Consider the following 16,005-nt stretch of genomic DNA (forward strand, 5'->3'; position numbering starts at 1 on the left):
AGGTCAGGCATCTCACATCGAATATATATTCGAAAGCGCATACACTAATGAGCGTGAGTAAAGGCATTTCGCATCTGGATACATTGCTCGTCAAAGGCGCCCGCGCGCACAATCTCAAGAACGTCGACGTTTCGATTCCGCGTGATTCACTTGTCGTGTTCACGGGGCTTTCCGGCTCTGGAAAATCCTCGCTGGCGTTTGACACAATTTTCGCTGAAGGGCAGCGACGCTACGTCGAATCTCTGTCTTCGTATGCCCGCATGTTCTTGGGGCAGATGGACAAACCAGACGTCGATCTCATCGAAGGGCTGTCGCCAGCTGTTTCGATCGACCAGAAATCCACCTCACGCAACCCCCGGTCAACCGTGGGAACCATTACCGAGGTCTACGACTTCATGCGTCTGCTGTGGGCGCGTATCGGTAAGCCGCATTGCCCCACGTGTGGGGAAGCGATTACGCGACAGACCCCACAACAGATCGTTGACCAGCTCAGCGCCCTGCCGGAACGCACCAAGTTCATCGTGATGGCCCCCGTTGTGCGTCAGCGTAAAGGCGAGTTCACCGATCTGTTTCAACAGTTCCAACAAGCAGGGTTCTCACGTGCAGTTGTCGACGGAGAAACCGTCAGCCTGACCGAACCACCCACGCTCAAGAAGCAGTACAAACACGACATTTCCGTGGTTGTCGACCGCCTGATTGCCAAGGACGGCATTCACCAGCGGCTCACCGACTCTGTGGAAACCGCCCTTGCCACAGCAAACGGCCGCGTTGACGTGGAACTGGTTGAAACAGGGGAGAAGCGCACGTATTCGGAACACCTCTCGTGCCCCAATGAACACCCGTTGACCACCGACGAAATTGAGCCACGCACGTTCTCGTTCAACTCGCCTTTCGGAGCATGCCCCGTGTGCGACGGAATCGGAACGCGGCTGCACGTCGATCAGCAGCTTGTCGTCCCCAACGAAGACCTGAGCCTGGCACAAGGTGCGATCGCGCCCTGGAGCATGGGGAAGACGACAGCCAAATATTTCACTCGACTCTTGCAGGGACTTGCGGACGACCTCGGCTTTTCCATGGACACCCCGTGGAAGGACCTGAGTAAGAAACACCGCACAGCGATTCTGGAAGGCAAGGACTACCAAGTCCACGTCAAGTACCGCAACCGGTTTGGGCGCGAACGCACGTACTCCACCGGTTTCGAAGGCGTTTTCGCCTACATTCTGCGCAAGCACCAAGAGACCGAGTCGGAACACTCGCGTGCCCGCTATGAGTCGTATATGCGCGAAGTTCCGTGTGCCGAATGCGACGGTACGCGACTCAAGCCGGAAGCACTTCACGTGCTGGTGGGCGGAAAGTCGATTGCCGATGTCAGCGACATGCCACTGGACGAAGCTGCCCACTTCCTTACCAATCTGGACCTCGACGGACGCGACGCTCAGATCGCAGCGCAAGTGCTCAAGGAAATTGGCGCGCGTATGCGCTTCTTGCTCGACGTGGGGCTCGAATATCTGACCCTGCACCGCACGGCGGGCACCTTGTCCGGTGGCGAAGCGCAGCGTATTCGCTTGGCTACCCAGATCGGTTCCGGTTTGGTGGGTGTCCTGTACGTGCTGGACGAACCGTCGATCGGGCTTCACCAGCGCGACAACCGTCGCCTCATCGAAACCCTTCAGCGCTTGCGCGACATGGGCAACACGCTCATCGTGGTCGAACACGACGAAGAAACCATCGAGACCGCCGACTGGATCGTGGACATTGGTCCCGGCGCCGGGGAACACGGTGGTGAAGTCATTTACTCCGGTGACTACAAAGGACTTCTCAAAGAAAAGAAGTCCATCACCGGTGCGTACATGTCGGGAGCTAAGGCCATTGAGATCCCCCAGGATCGACGCCCGCGCGATCCCAAACGGACCGTCACGGTGGAAGGCGCACGTGCCAACAACCTGAAGAACGTCAAGGTCGACTTCCCACTGGGCGTTTTCACCGCTGTGACCGGTGTATCCGGTTCCGGTAAATCAACGCTGGTGAACGACATTCTGTACACCGTGATGGCCAACGAGCTCAACAACTCCAAACAGGTGCCCGGCCTGCACAAGCGAGTGACCGGCCTGGACAATCTGGACAAGGTCATTCACGTGGACCAGTCACCCATTGGGCGCACCCCCAGGTCCAACCCAGCCACCTACACCGGCGTATTCGACCACGTGCGCAAACTGTTCGCGGAAACCGAAACCGCGCGCATCCGCGGATACCAACCAGGGCGCTTTTCGTTCAACGTCAAGGGTGGGCGCTGCGAAAACTGTAGCGGTGACGGAACCATCAAGATCGAAATGAACTTCCTCCCCGATGTCTACGTCCCGTGCGAAGTGTGTAAGGGTCAGCGCTACAACCGCGAAACCCTGGACGTGAAATTCAAAGGCAAGTCAATCGCTGACGTTCTGGACATGCCCATCGAAGAAGCCACCGAGTTCTTCTCGGCGGTCCCTGCCATTCACCGCCACCTGTCGACCCTTGTCGAAGTGGGGCTGGGGTACGTCCGTTTGGGGCAGCCTGCCACCACGCTGTCTGGGGGAGAGGCGCAGCGCGTCAAGTTGGCGGCTGAGCTGCAAAAACGCTCCCGAGGTCGCACTGTCTACGTCCTCGACGAACCCACCACGGGTCTGCACTTCGAAGACATTCGCAAACTCTTGGGCGTTCTGCAGGGGCTGGTGAACAAGGGCAACACGGTCATTGTCATCGAACACAACCTGGATGTGATCGCGTCCGCGGACTACATCATCGACATGGGTCCGGAAGGCGGCCGAGGTGGTGGCACCGTGGTTGCCACCGGTACCCCAGAAGAGGTTGCTGGGGTAGAAGCCAGCCACACTGGACGGTTCCTTGCAAACATGCCGGCGATACGGGAACGCTTGTAGTGGATCCACAGCTCTACCGGCCTAAAACCGGGGAGATCCCCACCGACCCCGGTGTTTACACGTTTCGCGATGCCGACGGGCGCGTGATCTACGTTGGCAAAGCGAAGAACCTGCGCAACAGGTTGAATTCGTACTTTGCCGACCCCGCGGGTCTGCACCCCCGCACGTTCACCATGGTTCACACGGCTGCCAGTGTGAACTGGACCGTGGTGAAAACCGAAGTCGAGGCCCTGCAACTCGAATGGACGTGGATCAACGAATTCAATCCACGGTTCAATGTGATGTTCCGGGACGACAAGTCCTACCCGTACTTGGCGATCACGGTGCGCGACGAGTACCCGCGCGTATTTGTTACGCGAGGCAAACGCAAGAAGGGCGTGAAGTACTTTGGCCCGTTTACCGCAGTGTGGGCCATCAGGGAGTCCCTAGATTTACTGCTGAAAGCATTCCCCGTGCGTACCTGCGCCAAAACGGTGTTCGACCGGGCCCAGCGTCAAGGACGTCCATGCCTGTTGGGATACATCGACAAGTGTTCCGCACCGTGCGTGGAGAAGATCGACAGAGACGAATATGCAGAACTGGTCAAAAGCGTCATCGAATTCATGTCAGGTAACTCCGGGAAATTCATCTCGGTTCGCAAGCAGGCCATGAAGGAAGCGTCCGCGAACCTCGACTTTGAAACTGCTGCACGTTTGCGCGATGAAATCGCAGCCTTAGAAACCGTGCTGAATAAGAACGCCGTGGTGCTCTCGCAGAACGCGGACGCCGACGTCTTTGGTCTCTACGCAGAAGAGCTGGAAGCCTCGGTGCAGGTGTTCCACATTCGCGGAGGACGCATCCGGGGCCAGCGTGGCTGGATCATTGAGCGCATGGAAGACAAGGCACCCGGTGAGCTCATCGAAGACGCGATCCGACAGGCATACACCGATGTGGACACTCACGCGATCCCCACCGAGATTCTGACGAGCCACGAACCCACGGACAGTGAACTGTTAGGGGAGTGGCTCAGGTCAGTCCGTGGAGCCAAGATCGACATGCGCGTCCCTCAGCGCGGAGAAAAGAAAGCGGTCCTTGAAACCGCCGAACTCAACGCACACAAAGCACTTGCCCTGCACAAAACCCGTCGCGCCTCAGACCTCACCACGCGCTCTCAAGCCTTGAACGAGATCCACGAGGCACTCGACCTCACAGAACCACCCCTACGCATCGAATGCATCGACAACTCCCACACGTCAGGCCAAAACGTGGTGGGCTCGCTGGTGGTATTCGAAGACGGCCTGCCCAAAAAGAAGGACTACAAACGTTTTTCAGTGACCGGGGACGCCGCCCGGGATGACACCTCGGCGATGTACAACGTGGTCAGCCGGCGCTTCGAACGCTATCTGGAAAACATGGGCAAGGATGACTCCGGATTCGGATACCGCCCGTCCCTTCTCGTCGTCGACGGGGCACTTCCGCAGGTCCACGCGGCCACGCAAGCCCTTCACGACCTCGGCATTCCCGACATCACCGTGGTGGGACTTGCGAAACGCTTAGAAGAAGTCTGGGTTCCCTGGGACGAATTCCCCGTCATTCTTCCGCGTAATTCGGAGGGCCTATTCATGCTTCAGCGCATTCGCGACGAAGCCCACCGATTTGCAATCACGTACCACCGGCAAAAGCGTTCGGCATCCATGACGCGATCCGAACTCGACGCGATCGAGGGGCTCGGGGCTGCCAAACAAAAAGCCCTGCTCAAGCATTTTGGGTCACTCAAGAAGATCAAAGCCGCGTCCGTTGAAGAGCTGACGCAGGCACGCGGGATCGGCCCCCAGTTAGCTGACAAGATCCATGGTCACTTCACTCCAGCTCAACCAGATGAGCAAAATGCGGGTACGGTAGAAGAACCGACAGAAGGGCGTGCGCATGACTGAACAGACCGGGCCGATCCTGGGTGGCGACTTCGAAGTTCTTGTTCTCACGGGAATGTCCGGGGCCGGGAGGTCCACGGCTGCCAACACGCTCGAAGACCTGGGGTGGTACGTCGTTGACAACCTGCCACCGCAGATGATCATTCCGCTGGTGGAACTGGTCGCCAGGGCCGACGGCAAACTCCCCAAGGTCGCGGTCGTCGCCGATGTGCGAAGCCGGTACACGTTTAGCGAGCTAGAAAACTCCTTGGCCGACTACCAGGACCAAGGTGTACGCATCAAAATCCTGTTCCTCGACGCCTCCGATGAAGTGCTCGTGAGGCGGTTCGAATCGGTGCGACGTCCCCACCCGTTGCAGGAAGACGGAACCCTCATTGACGGAATCGACGCGGAACGCGCGATGCTTTCAGAGATTCGTAACAAAGCCGACTACCGGGTCGACACCTCGGACCTCAACGTCCACCAGCTGGGTGCCGAGATCAAGCGAATTTTCGACACCGAGAACGTGTCTGCCCTGCGCATCACAGTCATGAGCTTCGGATTCAAATACGGGCTTCCAAAGGACGCAGACAACGTTGTTGACGTGCGTTTCTTGCCCAACCCGTACTGGATTCCTCACCTGCGTTCCATGACCGGAGAAGACGAAGCCGTGTCCAGCTATGTGCTGTCACAGCCGGGGGCGCTTTCCTTTGTCGACAGGTACTTGAGTACGCTTGACGTAATTATTCACGGCTATCTGCGGGAACACCGTTCGTACGCAACCGTCGCTATCGGTTGTACGGGAGGGAAGCACCGCTCAGTAGCCATCACTGAACAACTCGCACGACGCTTAGCCGACCGCACCCAGGCACGCGTAACCGTGCGCCACCGAGACTTGGGGCGGGAATAAATGGAAATACCCACAACCGAACTACCTGTGTTTTTCTCCCGGTCAAAAATGGCCGGGCCTCGAGTGGTCGCATTTGGCGGTGGCCACGGACTCTACTCCGCGCTTCGAGCGTTCAGGTTACTGACTAAGAACCTCACCGCCGTTGTCACGGTTGCCGACGACGGCGGATCCTCCGGTCGTTTGCGCGAAGAGTTCGACGTGTTGCCACCCGGGGACTTACGCATGGCACTCGCCGCGCTGTGTGGCGACAGTGAATGGGGCCAAACCTGGCGCGACGTCATTCAGCACCGGTTCGTCTCCGACGGACCGCTCAATGACCACTCGGCAGGTAACCTGCTCATCACTGCACTGTGGCAACACTTGGGCGACCCGGTTGACGGCTTAGATTGGATGGCCCAGCTGGTGCGCGCTCAAGGGCGCGTCCTGCCCATGTCGAGTATCCCGCTCACCATTACCGCCGATGTCGACGACGGCTCTGGCAACCTCGAAAAGGTATCCGGGCAGTGCAACGTGGCAACCACCTCGGGAACGGTGAAACAGGTCCACCTGGAACCCGACTCGCCGCCCGCCCGCCGGGAAACCCTAGAATCCGTCACCAACGCCGACGTGCTCAACCTGGGGCCGGGGTCCTGGTACACCTCGGTCATGCCTCACATGCTGGTGCCCCAGCTACAGAAGGCGATCCGAGAGAGCGACGCGGTGCGAATCCTCACACTCAACCTGCCCGGAGATACGGACGAAGGGCGCGGAATGCACATGCGTGACTTCGTGCGAGTGCTCCACGAACACGCGCCTGATCTGCGCATTGACTACGTCCTCGTGGATGAAGAAGCAGGTAGCGGGCAGACCGGACTGGCGACCACCGCGTCGAACCTGTTTGGGGCTCGCACGTGGTTCGCGTCCGTGGAATCCAGCACCCCCGGCGTTCACGACAGCCTCAAACTGGCCGCGTGCTACCGTGACATTTTGTCCGATGCGGGGATTCCAACGAACGAGCAGTGGTAGAAGGGAATGGCATGGCTCTGACAGCACAAGTAAAGGATGAACTTGCGCGTTTCGTCGAACCGCGGACCGCTGCACGTAAAGCGGAAGTGTCCTCGCTTCTGCGTTTTGCCTCTGCGCTGCACATCGTTGCGGGCTCCATCGTCGTCGAGGTTGAACTGGACACGGGTGCGGCTGCCCGGAAACTGCGCGCTGAAATTAAGGACCTGTACGGTCACGTTGCCGAAATCGTCGTGGTGAACGGTTCAGGGCTGAAAAAGGGTTCGCGCTTTATGGTGCGGGTTGCCACCGACGGTGTTGCGCTTGCTCGCCAGACCGGTCTCATCGACGGTCAGGGGCGCCCAGTGCGTGGCCTTCCAGCCGCTGTTGTCAACGGTTCTCTCTCCGATGCGAAGGCTGCGTGGCGGGGAGCGTTCTTGGCGCACGGTTCATTGACCGAACCGGGTCGGTCATCTGCCCTTGAAGTGACCAGTCCGGGACCCGAGGCGGCACTTGCGCTCGTGGGGGCGGCGCGCCGTTTGGGGATTTCTGCGAAAGCCCGCGAAGTACGCGGAGTGGACCGCGTGGTGATCCGCGACGGCGAAGCGATCGGAGCTCTCTTGACCTCGATGGGTGCCGAACAGACCCGCCTGGTGTGGGAGGAACGTCGCTTGCGACGGGAAGTCCGCGCGACGGCCAACCGCCTGGCAAACTTCGACGATGCCAACCTGCGTAGGTCCGCGCGTGCTGCAGTGGCTGCCGGTGCCAGGGTGGAACGCGCTCTTGAGATCTTGGGGGACGAAGTGCCCGAACACCTCAAGTACGCGGGCAAACTCCGTTTGGAGCACAAGCAGGCGTCGCTGGAGGAACTGGGCCAGCTCGCTGAACCGCCCATGACCAAGGACGCGATCGCTGGGCGCATCCGCAGGCTCCTGGCAACGGCCGACAAAAAGGCTGCCGAACTCGGAATCCCCGACACCGAAGCTAATCTGACACCCGAAATGTTAGAAGACGTTTAACCTTTCACACATGTGCCACACACGTGTGGCGTACTACGATGGAGATGCACGACAATCTCTCTCATCAGGAGTGACATGACTCGCGTTGGCATCAATGGTTTTGGTCGTATTGGACGTTCATTTCTCCGTATCGTTTTGGAGAATGACTTGGATTTAGAGGTCGTGGCAATCAACGACCTGACAGACAACGGACAGCTCGCACACTTGCTCAAGTACGACACCGTGTGGGGTCGTTTTGACGGTGAAGTGACATATGACGACGAGTCGCTGACCGTTAACGGTAAGCGCATCGCCGCATCGGCTCACAAGGACCCGGCTGACATCGATTGGGCAGGTGCCGGTGCCGAGGTGGTTGTCGAGTGTACGGGTAAGTTCAAGAAGCGCGACCAGGCGGCCCTGCACCTGGGCGAAACGGTCAAGAAAGTCGTACTTTCCGCTCCCGGAAAAGACGTTGACGGCATGTTTGTCATGGGTGTCAACGACAACGAGTACGACCCCGCTAACCAGCACATCGTGTCCAACGCCAGCTGCACCACCAACTGCCTGGCTCCTGTGGCAAAGGTTCTGGACGAATTCTGCGGTATCGAATCGGGAATCATGACCACGGTTCACGCATACACGGGTGGACAGAACCTGGTGGACGGTCCTCACAAGGACCTGCGCCGTGGACGCGCTGCCGCTGTGAACTTGGTGCCCACCACTACGGGTGCGGCAAAAGCTGTGGGTAAGGTTTTGCCTCAGCTGGACGGTAAGCTCGACGGTTTTGCCGTTCGCGTACCGGTTCCTACCGGTTCGCTCGTCGACCTGACATTCATTCCTTCCCGCGACGTATCGGTTGAAGAGATCAACGCGGCGGTCAAGGAAGCAGCCAGCGGCGACCTCGGGCACATCCTGGAATACACGGAAGACCCCATCGTGTCTTCGGACATCGTGATGGCCAGCCACTCGTCGATCTTCGACGCTGAACTCACCCGCAAGGTGGGCAACCAGATCAAAGTTATTGCATGGTACGACAACGAATGGGGCTACTCGGAACGACTCGTTGAAATGGTCGAACTGGTAGCAGCGAAACTGGAGAAGTAAATGAAAACTCTTGACAACCTCGGCGAATTTGCCGGCAAGCGCGTCTTGGTGCGCAGTGACCTGAACGTGCCTATGGACGGCGACACGATTACGGATGCGGGCCGCATCAAGGCGTCGGCTCCTACCATCCGTGATCTCGCCGAGGCGGGCGCCCGGGTGATGGTGATGGCTCACCTGGGGCGCCCCAAGGGTGAAGTGAAGCCAGAGTTTTCGCTGGCCCCTGTGGTTGGGGAGCTTGCAAAAGAAGTGGGACGCGAAGTGAAGTTCGCCTCTGACACCGTGGGTGAGGACGCGCGCGCCAAGGCTGAACAGCTCACCGACGGTGAGGTTTTGCTTCTCGAGAACCTGCGTTTCAACCCTGGTGAAACTTCCAAGGACGACGCTGAGCGCGATGAGTTCGCACAGCAGTTGGCCAGCCTGGCCGACGTGTTCGTGTCTGACGGCTTTGGTGTTGTTCACCGTAAGCAGGCCAGTGTGTACGACATTGCGCAGAAGCTCCCGCACTACGCAGGTGGTCTCGTTGAGGCCGAGGTGCGTGTGAGCCGCCAGCTTTTGGAAGACCCCCAGCGTCCGTACACGGTTGTTTTGGGCGGTTCGAAAGTGTCGGACAAGCTGGGCGTTATCGAATCCCTGCTTGAACGTGCGGACACCCTCATTATCGGTGGTGGCATGGTGTACACCTTCCTGAAGGCTCAGGGTAAGGGCGTTGGTGCGTCGTTGCTGGAAGAAGACCAGATCGACACGGTCAAGGGTTACCTCGAGACCGCGCAGGACAAGGGCGTCACCATCATGTTGCCTACCGACATTGTGATGGCCGAAAAGTTCGCTGCTGATGCAGAGCACTGGACCGTGGGTGTCGACGAACTGGAAAACACTCCGGCTGGTGAGTCTGCACTTGGTTTGGACATTGGTCCCGAGAGCGCCAAGGCGTACGCGAAGACCATTGCCGAATCGAAGACCGTGTTCTGGAACGGCCCCATGGGTGTTTTCGAGTTCGAAGCGTTCGCAGCAGGAACCAAAGCTGTTGCCGAAGCCCTGTCAACCGCACACGGAGGAGTCGACCAGGGTCGTCTCACCGTGGTTGGGGGAGGCGACTCCGCGGCCGCTGTTCGAGCACTTGGATTTGGCGACGACGACTTCGGTCACATTTCGACCGGCGGAGGCGCTAGTCTAGAATTCCTCGAAGGCAAAGAGCTTCCCGGACTGACCGTTCTGGACTAGAACAGAACTCACACAGAGGAGACACCGTGACGAACCGCCTTCCGCTTTTGGCCGGAAACTGGAAGATGCACCACGACCACTTGGAAGCGATTTCCGTTGTCCAAAAATTGGCGTGGGCACTGCGCGACGCGAAGATCAGTGAAGACACAGCACAGGTAGCTGTTCTGGTGCCCTTCACCGACATCCGTTCCGTGCAGACCCTCATTCAAGGCGACAAGCTACCGCTGTCGTATGGGGCCCAGGATCTGTCCGAACATGCGGAAGGCGCTCACACGGGTGACATCAGCGGTCGCTTCCTGCAACAGCTCGGTTGCGACTTCGTCGTTGTGGGACACAGCGAACGACGCAACGACCACCACGAAGACAACGCGTTGGTAGGACGCAAAGTGCGTGCAGCACTTGACCACGAACTCACACCCATTCTGTGTGTGGGCGAATCCCTGACTGAGCGCGAAAACGGCGACCACGTGTCGTTCACTCTTGAGCAGTGTGAGGAAGCCCTTGCCCAGATCGATGCTCCTGAAGAACTCGTGATTGCGTATGAACCGGTGTGGGCTATTGGCACCGGCAAGACTGCCACGGCAAACGACGCGCATGAGATGGCGCAAGAAATCCGTGGGTGGTTGGCCCAGCGCTACGACGCGTCCGTTGCCGAATCGACCCGGATTCTCTACGGCGGATCCGTGAAACCTGAAAACGTGGCTGAAATTATGCAGTCCGAACACGTCGACGGGGCCCTTGTGGGTGGCGCGAGCCTCGACCCCGACACTTTCGCGCGACTCATCGCAGCGTCGGTTCGCTTGTGAACCGAACAGTGCTAAGGTAGGCGACGTGGAAATTTTGACGTGGATTCTGACTGGCGTACTCATCCTTACCAGCTTCATCCTCATTGCCTTTGTCCTCTTGCACAAAGGTAAGGGTGGCGGAATGTCCGACATGTTCGGTGGAGGAATGAGCGCTAACCTGGGTTCGTCCGGGGTTGCCGAAAAGAACCTCAACATGTACACCACACTGATCGCAATCGTGTGGGCAGCTTCGATCGTACTGCTGGGCCTGATCGCCAGCTTCCAAGCCTAAGCAGGCTCGAAGCTGGCTAGACCGCTAGTTAGCTTATAGATCAAACAACTGCGCGTAACCGTCCTCACCACTCAAGTGGAAACGGAGGACCGGTCGCCCAGCATCGTTAAGCACGTTCGCATCTCCGCGTGACTGCGCAGCAATCAACTGGCCGAAAGTAAATCCAGTTTCCGGCACATCGAAGTCTGTGGACGCTTCGTCAGTGATCTGCACAAACACACCGTTGGCGTGACCACCCTTGTGGTACTGACCCGTTGAGTGCAAGTAGCGGGGTCCAAAACCAAACGTGGTCGCAACACCCAAACGCTGAGCAAACTGAGGCCGCAACCGTACAAGATCCGACCGGCCGATCCGGTCTACAAACGCCTGCAGACCCACATAGCCGCCCTGCGGAATGACAGCACGCAAACGGTCAACGACCTCGGCGGCGGACTGTGCACCTTCCACCAGATCAGCAGGACCCGACACGGTCAGCGCGCCATCCGTAAGCGACACCGGCAACGCAGAGCCCGTCTGTTCACCACCTGCCAGAAGTTCACGCATAGCAGCCTTGGCAGACTCGACATTGGGCTGGTCAAACGGGTTGACGCCAATGACGTACGACGCGATTGCCGTCACGTACTCCCACAGAAGGAACTGGGCACCCAACGGCAGGTCGACGACAACATCGGCGTGACGGCCATCGGACGCGCCCAACGCCACAGTGGTAGCGCTTTCGCAGTCCTGCGGTGCGATCGGAAGAATGCCCTTGCCGTCCTTACCTGTGGATTCGGCAATCAACTGCTCGATCCACACGCCCAACCCCTGGAACTGTTCAGTGTGCGGGTCCAACGCGAGCTTCTCGTAGCCGTTTTCGTGGGCAGCACCCAAGAGCGCGCCCAAATACACGGCGAGGTTGTCCTCTGAGTCCTGTTCGAGTTGAGGTGCAATCGATGTGGCGTCAGCAACCACCTGAGCAATGTCGACTCCCACCAGACCAGCGGGGACCAGACCAAACGGTGTGAGTGCAGAGTAGCGCCCACCCACCGACGGATCGGCGTGGAACTCCGCCAGCCAGCCCTCTTCCGCAGCGCGCTGATCGAGAGGTGAGCCGGGGTCGGTAATAGCGATGAGACGCGAACTGGGGTCGATGCCCGCGTCACGGAACTTCTGGGTGAAGAACCGGCGGGCCGAGTCCGTTTCGACGGTGGAGCCGGACTTCGACGCGATAATTACCAGCGTGCGGTCGAGGTCCTGGGCCGTGTACGAGACCTGGTCCGGGTGGGTGGAGTCGGACACGATGAGGTCTTTTCCGTACGCGTTGCTCATGACCTCAGGGGCCAGCGAGGATCCGCCCATTCCGGCCAGAACTACGCGGTCGGGCTCACACGTCTGGGCGAGCCCAGTGACCTTCTCAATGATGTCGTTAGCGCGAGTGTGCAGGTCGACCCACCCCAGGCGCTTGCTCGCTTCGTCCTGTGCTTCGGGTCCCCACACGGTAGCGTCTTGGGCCGCGATGCGGGAAGCAATGCGGTTTTCGAGAATATCGTTGATGACAGAAGATGTAGTTGTCACTGTGCCTTCTCCAGTGCAGTAGTCACGGTTTCAACGAGCTCATTCCAGCTGGCGTCGAACTTTTCCAAGCCTTCGCGTTCAAGTTTGTCCATGACCTCGCCGTAGTGGATGCCTGCAACGGACAGCGCGTCGAGAATCCGGTCGGCTTCTTCGTAGCGACCAAACACCGTGTCGCCGGAAACCTGTCCGTGGTCGGCAAACGCCAGCAGCGTCTTTTCGGGCATGGTGTTTACTGTGTCGGCGGCGATCAGGCCATCGACGTACATGGTGTCGGAGTACGCCGGGTTTTTAGTTCCGGTCGATGCCCACAGCGGGCGCTGCTTGTGGGCGCCAGCGGCAGCGAGCACGGTGAAGCGTTCCGACTCGAAGATCTCCGACGCAATACGGTGAGCCAAGTGGCAGTTCGCGAGACCGGCCCTGCCCTTGAGCTCCAGGAGTTCCTTGTCAGCGCCGTTGTTTACCAGTTCGTCGATCCGGTTATCGATCTCGGTGTCGACGCGCGACACGAAGATCGAGGCCACCGAACGGATGTTGCTGATGTCGTGGCCTTCTTCCCGCGCCCGTTCCAGCCCGTTGACATAGGCTTCGACCACCTTGCGGTACCGATCCAGCGAAAAGATCAGCGTGACGTTGACGCTAATCCCTTCTGCAATCACGCGGGTGATTGCCAAGAGCCCCTCTTCGGTCGCAGGGATCTTAATCATGACGCCGTCTCGGTCCACCATCTGGTGAAGCTTCTTGGCGTATTCGACGGTCCCTTCCGTGTCGTGAGCCAGGTGCGGTGGCACCTCGATCGACACACGTCCGTCTTCGCCCCCGGTCGCTTGGTACACGGGTAGCAGGATGTCGCAAGCCTCCGCGACATCCTGGGTGGTGAGGGCGTCAATCGCTTCGTCGACGCTCACGCCTTTCGCCGCGAGCTGGGCGACGGCCTCTTCATAGCCGTCACCGGCAAGCGCGGCCGCGAAGATGGTGGGGTTAGTGGTCACACCCACCACAGACAGCGTTTCGATTGCGTCATTCAGACTTCCGGATGTAATCCGGGTGCGGGACAGGTCGTCGAGCCAGACCGAAACTCCGGCGTGGCTGAGTGCTTGAAGAGAAGGAACTGGAGTTGCCATGGCCTACCTCTGTCTGTTGGTGGGGGACTGGTGTTAAAGAGCTTGAACAGCGGCGATGGATTCGTGAGCTGCCTGCACAACAGCTCCCGGGGTGATTCCGAACTCACGGTAGAGCGTCTGGTAATCGGCAGATGCCCCAAAGTGGTCGAGTGCGATGCAGCGTCCTTCCGTGCCCACGTATCGGTGCCAGCTCATTGCGGACCCCGCCTCGATGCTCACGCGTGCGCGAGCGGTGACCGGAAGAACGGATTCCTTGTACTGGTCGTCCTGCTTTTCGAACCATTCGTGGCTAGGCATGGACACAACGCGGACGCGCGTGCCTTCCGCACGCAGTTGGTGGGCTGCGTCCAAGGCGATTGCCACCTCGGACCCGGAAGCCATGAGGATGACCTCAAAGTCATCCTCATCAGAAAGGACGTAGGCGCCTTGTGCCGCGCCCGAGGCGGCCGCCAGTTCCGTACGGTCTAGCACGGGGACTGCCTGGCGGGTGAGCGCCATTCCGGTTGGGCCGTCGGTGCGACGGAGCATTTCCAGCCAGCACACAGCGGTTTCGTTCGCATCAGCGGGACGCACAACGTCCAGGCCAGGGATTGCGCGCAGCGAGCTCAAGTGCTCAATCGGCTGGTGGGTTGGGCCGTCTTCGCCCAGGCCGATCGAGTCGTGGGTCCACACGAAGATGACGGGCAGTTCCTGCAGGGCAGCCAAGCGAACGGCAGGGCGCATGTAGTCCGAGAATACAAGGAACGTGCCGTTGTACGGACGGGTGAGTCCGTGCAGAGCCATTCCGTTGCACGCAAGACCGGCCGCGAATTCGCGGATACCAAAGTGGAGGTTGCGACCGTACTCGTTGCCATCAAATGCGGAGGAACTGCGGTCCTTGGGGAAGAAGGAAGGTTCTCCCTTAATGAGTGTGTTGTTGGATCCGGCGAGGTCGGCCGAACCGCCCCACAGTTCTGGCATAAGTGGTGCGATTGCGTTGAGTACCTGGCCGGAGGCCGCGCGCGTTGCGACCCCCTTGTCCGACGGTTCAAACGTTGGGAGTGCGTCTTCGAGTCCCGCCGGAAGCTCACGTGCGCTGAGTCGATCCAGCAGTTCAGCGCGTTCTGGGTTTTCGGTGCGCCACGTTTCGAAGCGGGTGTTCCATTCTTCGTGCGCCGCGCGTCCACGTTCTGCGACGGCGCGCGTGTGTTCGAGAACCTCAGGGGCAACGACGAAGGTTTCGTCGACAGGGAAGTTCAGGAGTTCTTTAGTGGCACGGATTTCGTCGTCACCCAAAGCCGATCCGTGCGAAGCGCCCGTGTTCTGCTTGTTAGGTGCAGGCCACGCGATGATGGTGGACAAGCGAATAAACGACGGACGTGGGTCCTTCTTAGCAGCCTCAATAGCCGAGTGGAGCGCGTCGACGTCTTCCGTGTAGCCGCCGTTTTCGTCGAGGAAGCTCACGTGCTGGGTGTGCCATCCGTATGCGTCATAACGGGCAGTTACGTCTTCGGTAAATGCGATAGACGTGTTGTCCTCAATGGAGATGCGGTTGTCATCCCAAATGACGATGAGGTTGTTCAAGCGTTGGGTGCCCGCAAGTGAGGACGCTTCACCGGAGACACCTTCTTGGATGTCGCCGTCACCGGCGATTACGTAGATGAAGTGGTCAAAAACGGATTCTCCGGCAGGTGCTTCAGGGTCAAAGAGCCCGCGCTCACGGCGTGAGGCCATGGCCATACCTACTGCTGATGCCAGGCCTGAGCCAAGCGGACCTGTGGTGATTTCAACACCGTCGGTGTGCCCGACTTCCGGGTGACCAGGCGTGAGCGAGCCCCATGTGCGGAGGGCCTTGAGGTCGTCGAGTTCCAGACCGTAACCGGAGAGGAACAACTGGATGTACTGGGTCAGGCTCGAGTGGCCCGCCGATAAAACAAAACGGTCCCTGCCCAGCCAGTGAGGATTGGCGGGGTCGTGGGTGAGAGCGTTCTGGTACAGGTAGTAGGCGACTGGCGCCAAGCTCATGGCGGTACCGGGGTGGCCGTGACCCGCGTTCTGTACAGCGTCTGCGGCCAAAAGACGGGCGGTGTCGACCGCCATTCGATCAGTGTCGGACCAGTTGAGCGAGCTCATGAAAGGGCGTTCCTCCTGTAGGCGGTATTCATTTCAAACTGTACAAGGTTTGAGCGACTTTGGGCGACGAGTGGAGAGGTTCTACGACATGTAGCGCTATGACTGGCAATATGCTGGGAAGCG

12 protein-coding genes are annotated in these 16,005 nt (G+C 59.3%); 9 read left to right on the forward strand and 3 right to left on the reverse strand.

The annotated features are described in order from the left end of the window. Window positions 1-47: 47 nt before the first annotated feature. From uvrA to secG, 9 genes are all read left to right on the forward strand, one after another. Window positions 48-2,915, forward strand: a complete 2,868-nt coding sequence (uvrA, locus tag JOE56_RS10830; RefSeq protein WP_204515973.1) for an excinuclease ABC subunit UvrA — start codon at window positions 48-50, stop codon at window positions 2,913-2,915. Next, window positions 2,915-4,828 carry an excinuclease ABC subunit UvrC gene (uvrC, locus tag JOE56_RS10835; RefSeq protein ID WP_204515974.1) on the forward strand — a complete coding sequence of 638 codons (1,914 nt, stop codon included), beginning with the start codon at window positions 2,915-2,917 and terminating at the stop codon, window positions 4,826-4,828. The genes uvrA and uvrC overlap by 1 nt, the downstream gene beginning before the upstream one ends. Continuing rightward, window positions 4,821-5,714, forward strand: a complete 894-nt coding sequence (gene rapZ / locus JOE56_RS10840) for an RNase adapter RapZ (RefSeq protein WP_204515975.1) — start codon at window positions 4,821-4,823, stop codon at window positions 5,712-5,714. Before uvrC ends, rapZ begins: the two co-directional genes overlap by 8 nt. Beyond that, complete coding sequence (locus tag JOE56_RS10845) at window positions 5,715-6,719, forward strand: gluconeogenesis factor YvcK family protein (protein WP_204515976.1); 1,005 nt, start codon at window positions 5,715-5,717, stop codon at window positions 6,717-6,719. It begins immediately after the preceding gene. Window positions 6,720-6,730: 11 nt separating this feature from the next. Continuing rightward, window positions 6,731-7,714 (forward strand): DNA-binding protein WhiA, encoded by a 984-nt coding sequence (whiA, locus tag JOE56_RS10850; RefSeq protein WP_204515977.1) that lies wholly within the window; start codon window positions 6,731-6,733, stop codon window positions 7,712-7,714. A gap of 75 nt (window positions 7,715-7,789) precedes the next feature. After that, a complete protein-coding gene (gene gap / locus JOE56_RS10855) occupies window positions 7,790-8,797 on the forward strand; it encodes a type I glyceraldehyde-3-phosphate dehydrogenase (protein WP_204515978.1) in 1,008 nt (335 codons plus the stop codon). Continuing rightward, window positions 8,798-10,018 carry a phosphoglycerate kinase gene (locus tag JOE56_RS10860; RefSeq protein ID WP_204515979.1) on the forward strand — a complete coding sequence of 407 codons (1,221 nt, stop codon included), beginning with the start codon at window positions 8,798-8,800 and terminating at the stop codon, window positions 10,016-10,018. A 26-nt stretch (window positions 10,019-10,044) separates the two neighbouring features. Continuing rightward, window positions 10,045-10,824, forward strand: a complete 780-nt coding sequence (gene tpiA / locus JOE56_RS10865) for a triose-phosphate isomerase (protein WP_204515980.1) — start codon at window positions 10,045-10,047, stop codon at window positions 10,822-10,824. Window positions 10,825-10,849: 25 nt separating this feature from the next. Continuing rightward, window positions 10,850-11,095, forward strand: coding sequence for a preprotein translocase subunit SecG (secG, locus tag JOE56_RS10870; protein WP_005883401.1), 246 nt, complete (start codon window positions 10,850-10,852; stop codon window positions 11,093-11,095). A 33-nt stretch (window positions 11,096-11,128) separates the two neighbouring features. Here secG and JOE56_RS10875 read toward each other — a convergent pair whose 3' ends face one another. From JOE56_RS10875 to tkt, 3 genes are read right to left on the reverse strand one after another with little or no spacing between them, the layout of a single operon-like run. Continuing rightward, window positions 11,129-12,649: a glucose-6-phosphate isomerase gene (locus JOE56_RS10875; RefSeq protein WP_204515981.1), complete on the reverse strand. Its 1,521-nt coding sequence runs from the start codon at window positions 12,647-12,649 to the stop codon at window positions 11,129-11,131. After that, window positions 12,646-13,770: a transaldolase gene (gene tal / locus JOE56_RS10880; protein WP_204515982.1), complete on the reverse strand. Its 1,125-nt coding sequence runs from the start codon at window positions 13,768-13,770 to the stop codon at window positions 12,646-12,648. The genes JOE56_RS10875 and tal overlap by 4 nt, the downstream gene beginning before the upstream one ends. 33 nt (window positions 13,771-13,803) lie before the next feature. After that, a complete protein-coding gene (tkt, locus tag JOE56_RS10885; RefSeq protein WP_204515983.1) occupies window positions 13,804-15,882 on the reverse strand; it encodes a transketolase in 2,079 nt (692 codons plus the stop codon). Window positions 15,883-16,005: the final 123 nt, after the last annotated feature.

Source organism: Brevibacterium paucivorans (assembly GCF_016907735.1).
In the GTDB taxonomy this organism is placed as follows: domain Bacteria; phylum Actinomycetota; class Actinomycetes; order Actinomycetales; family Brevibacteriaceae; genus Brevibacterium; species Brevibacterium paucivorans.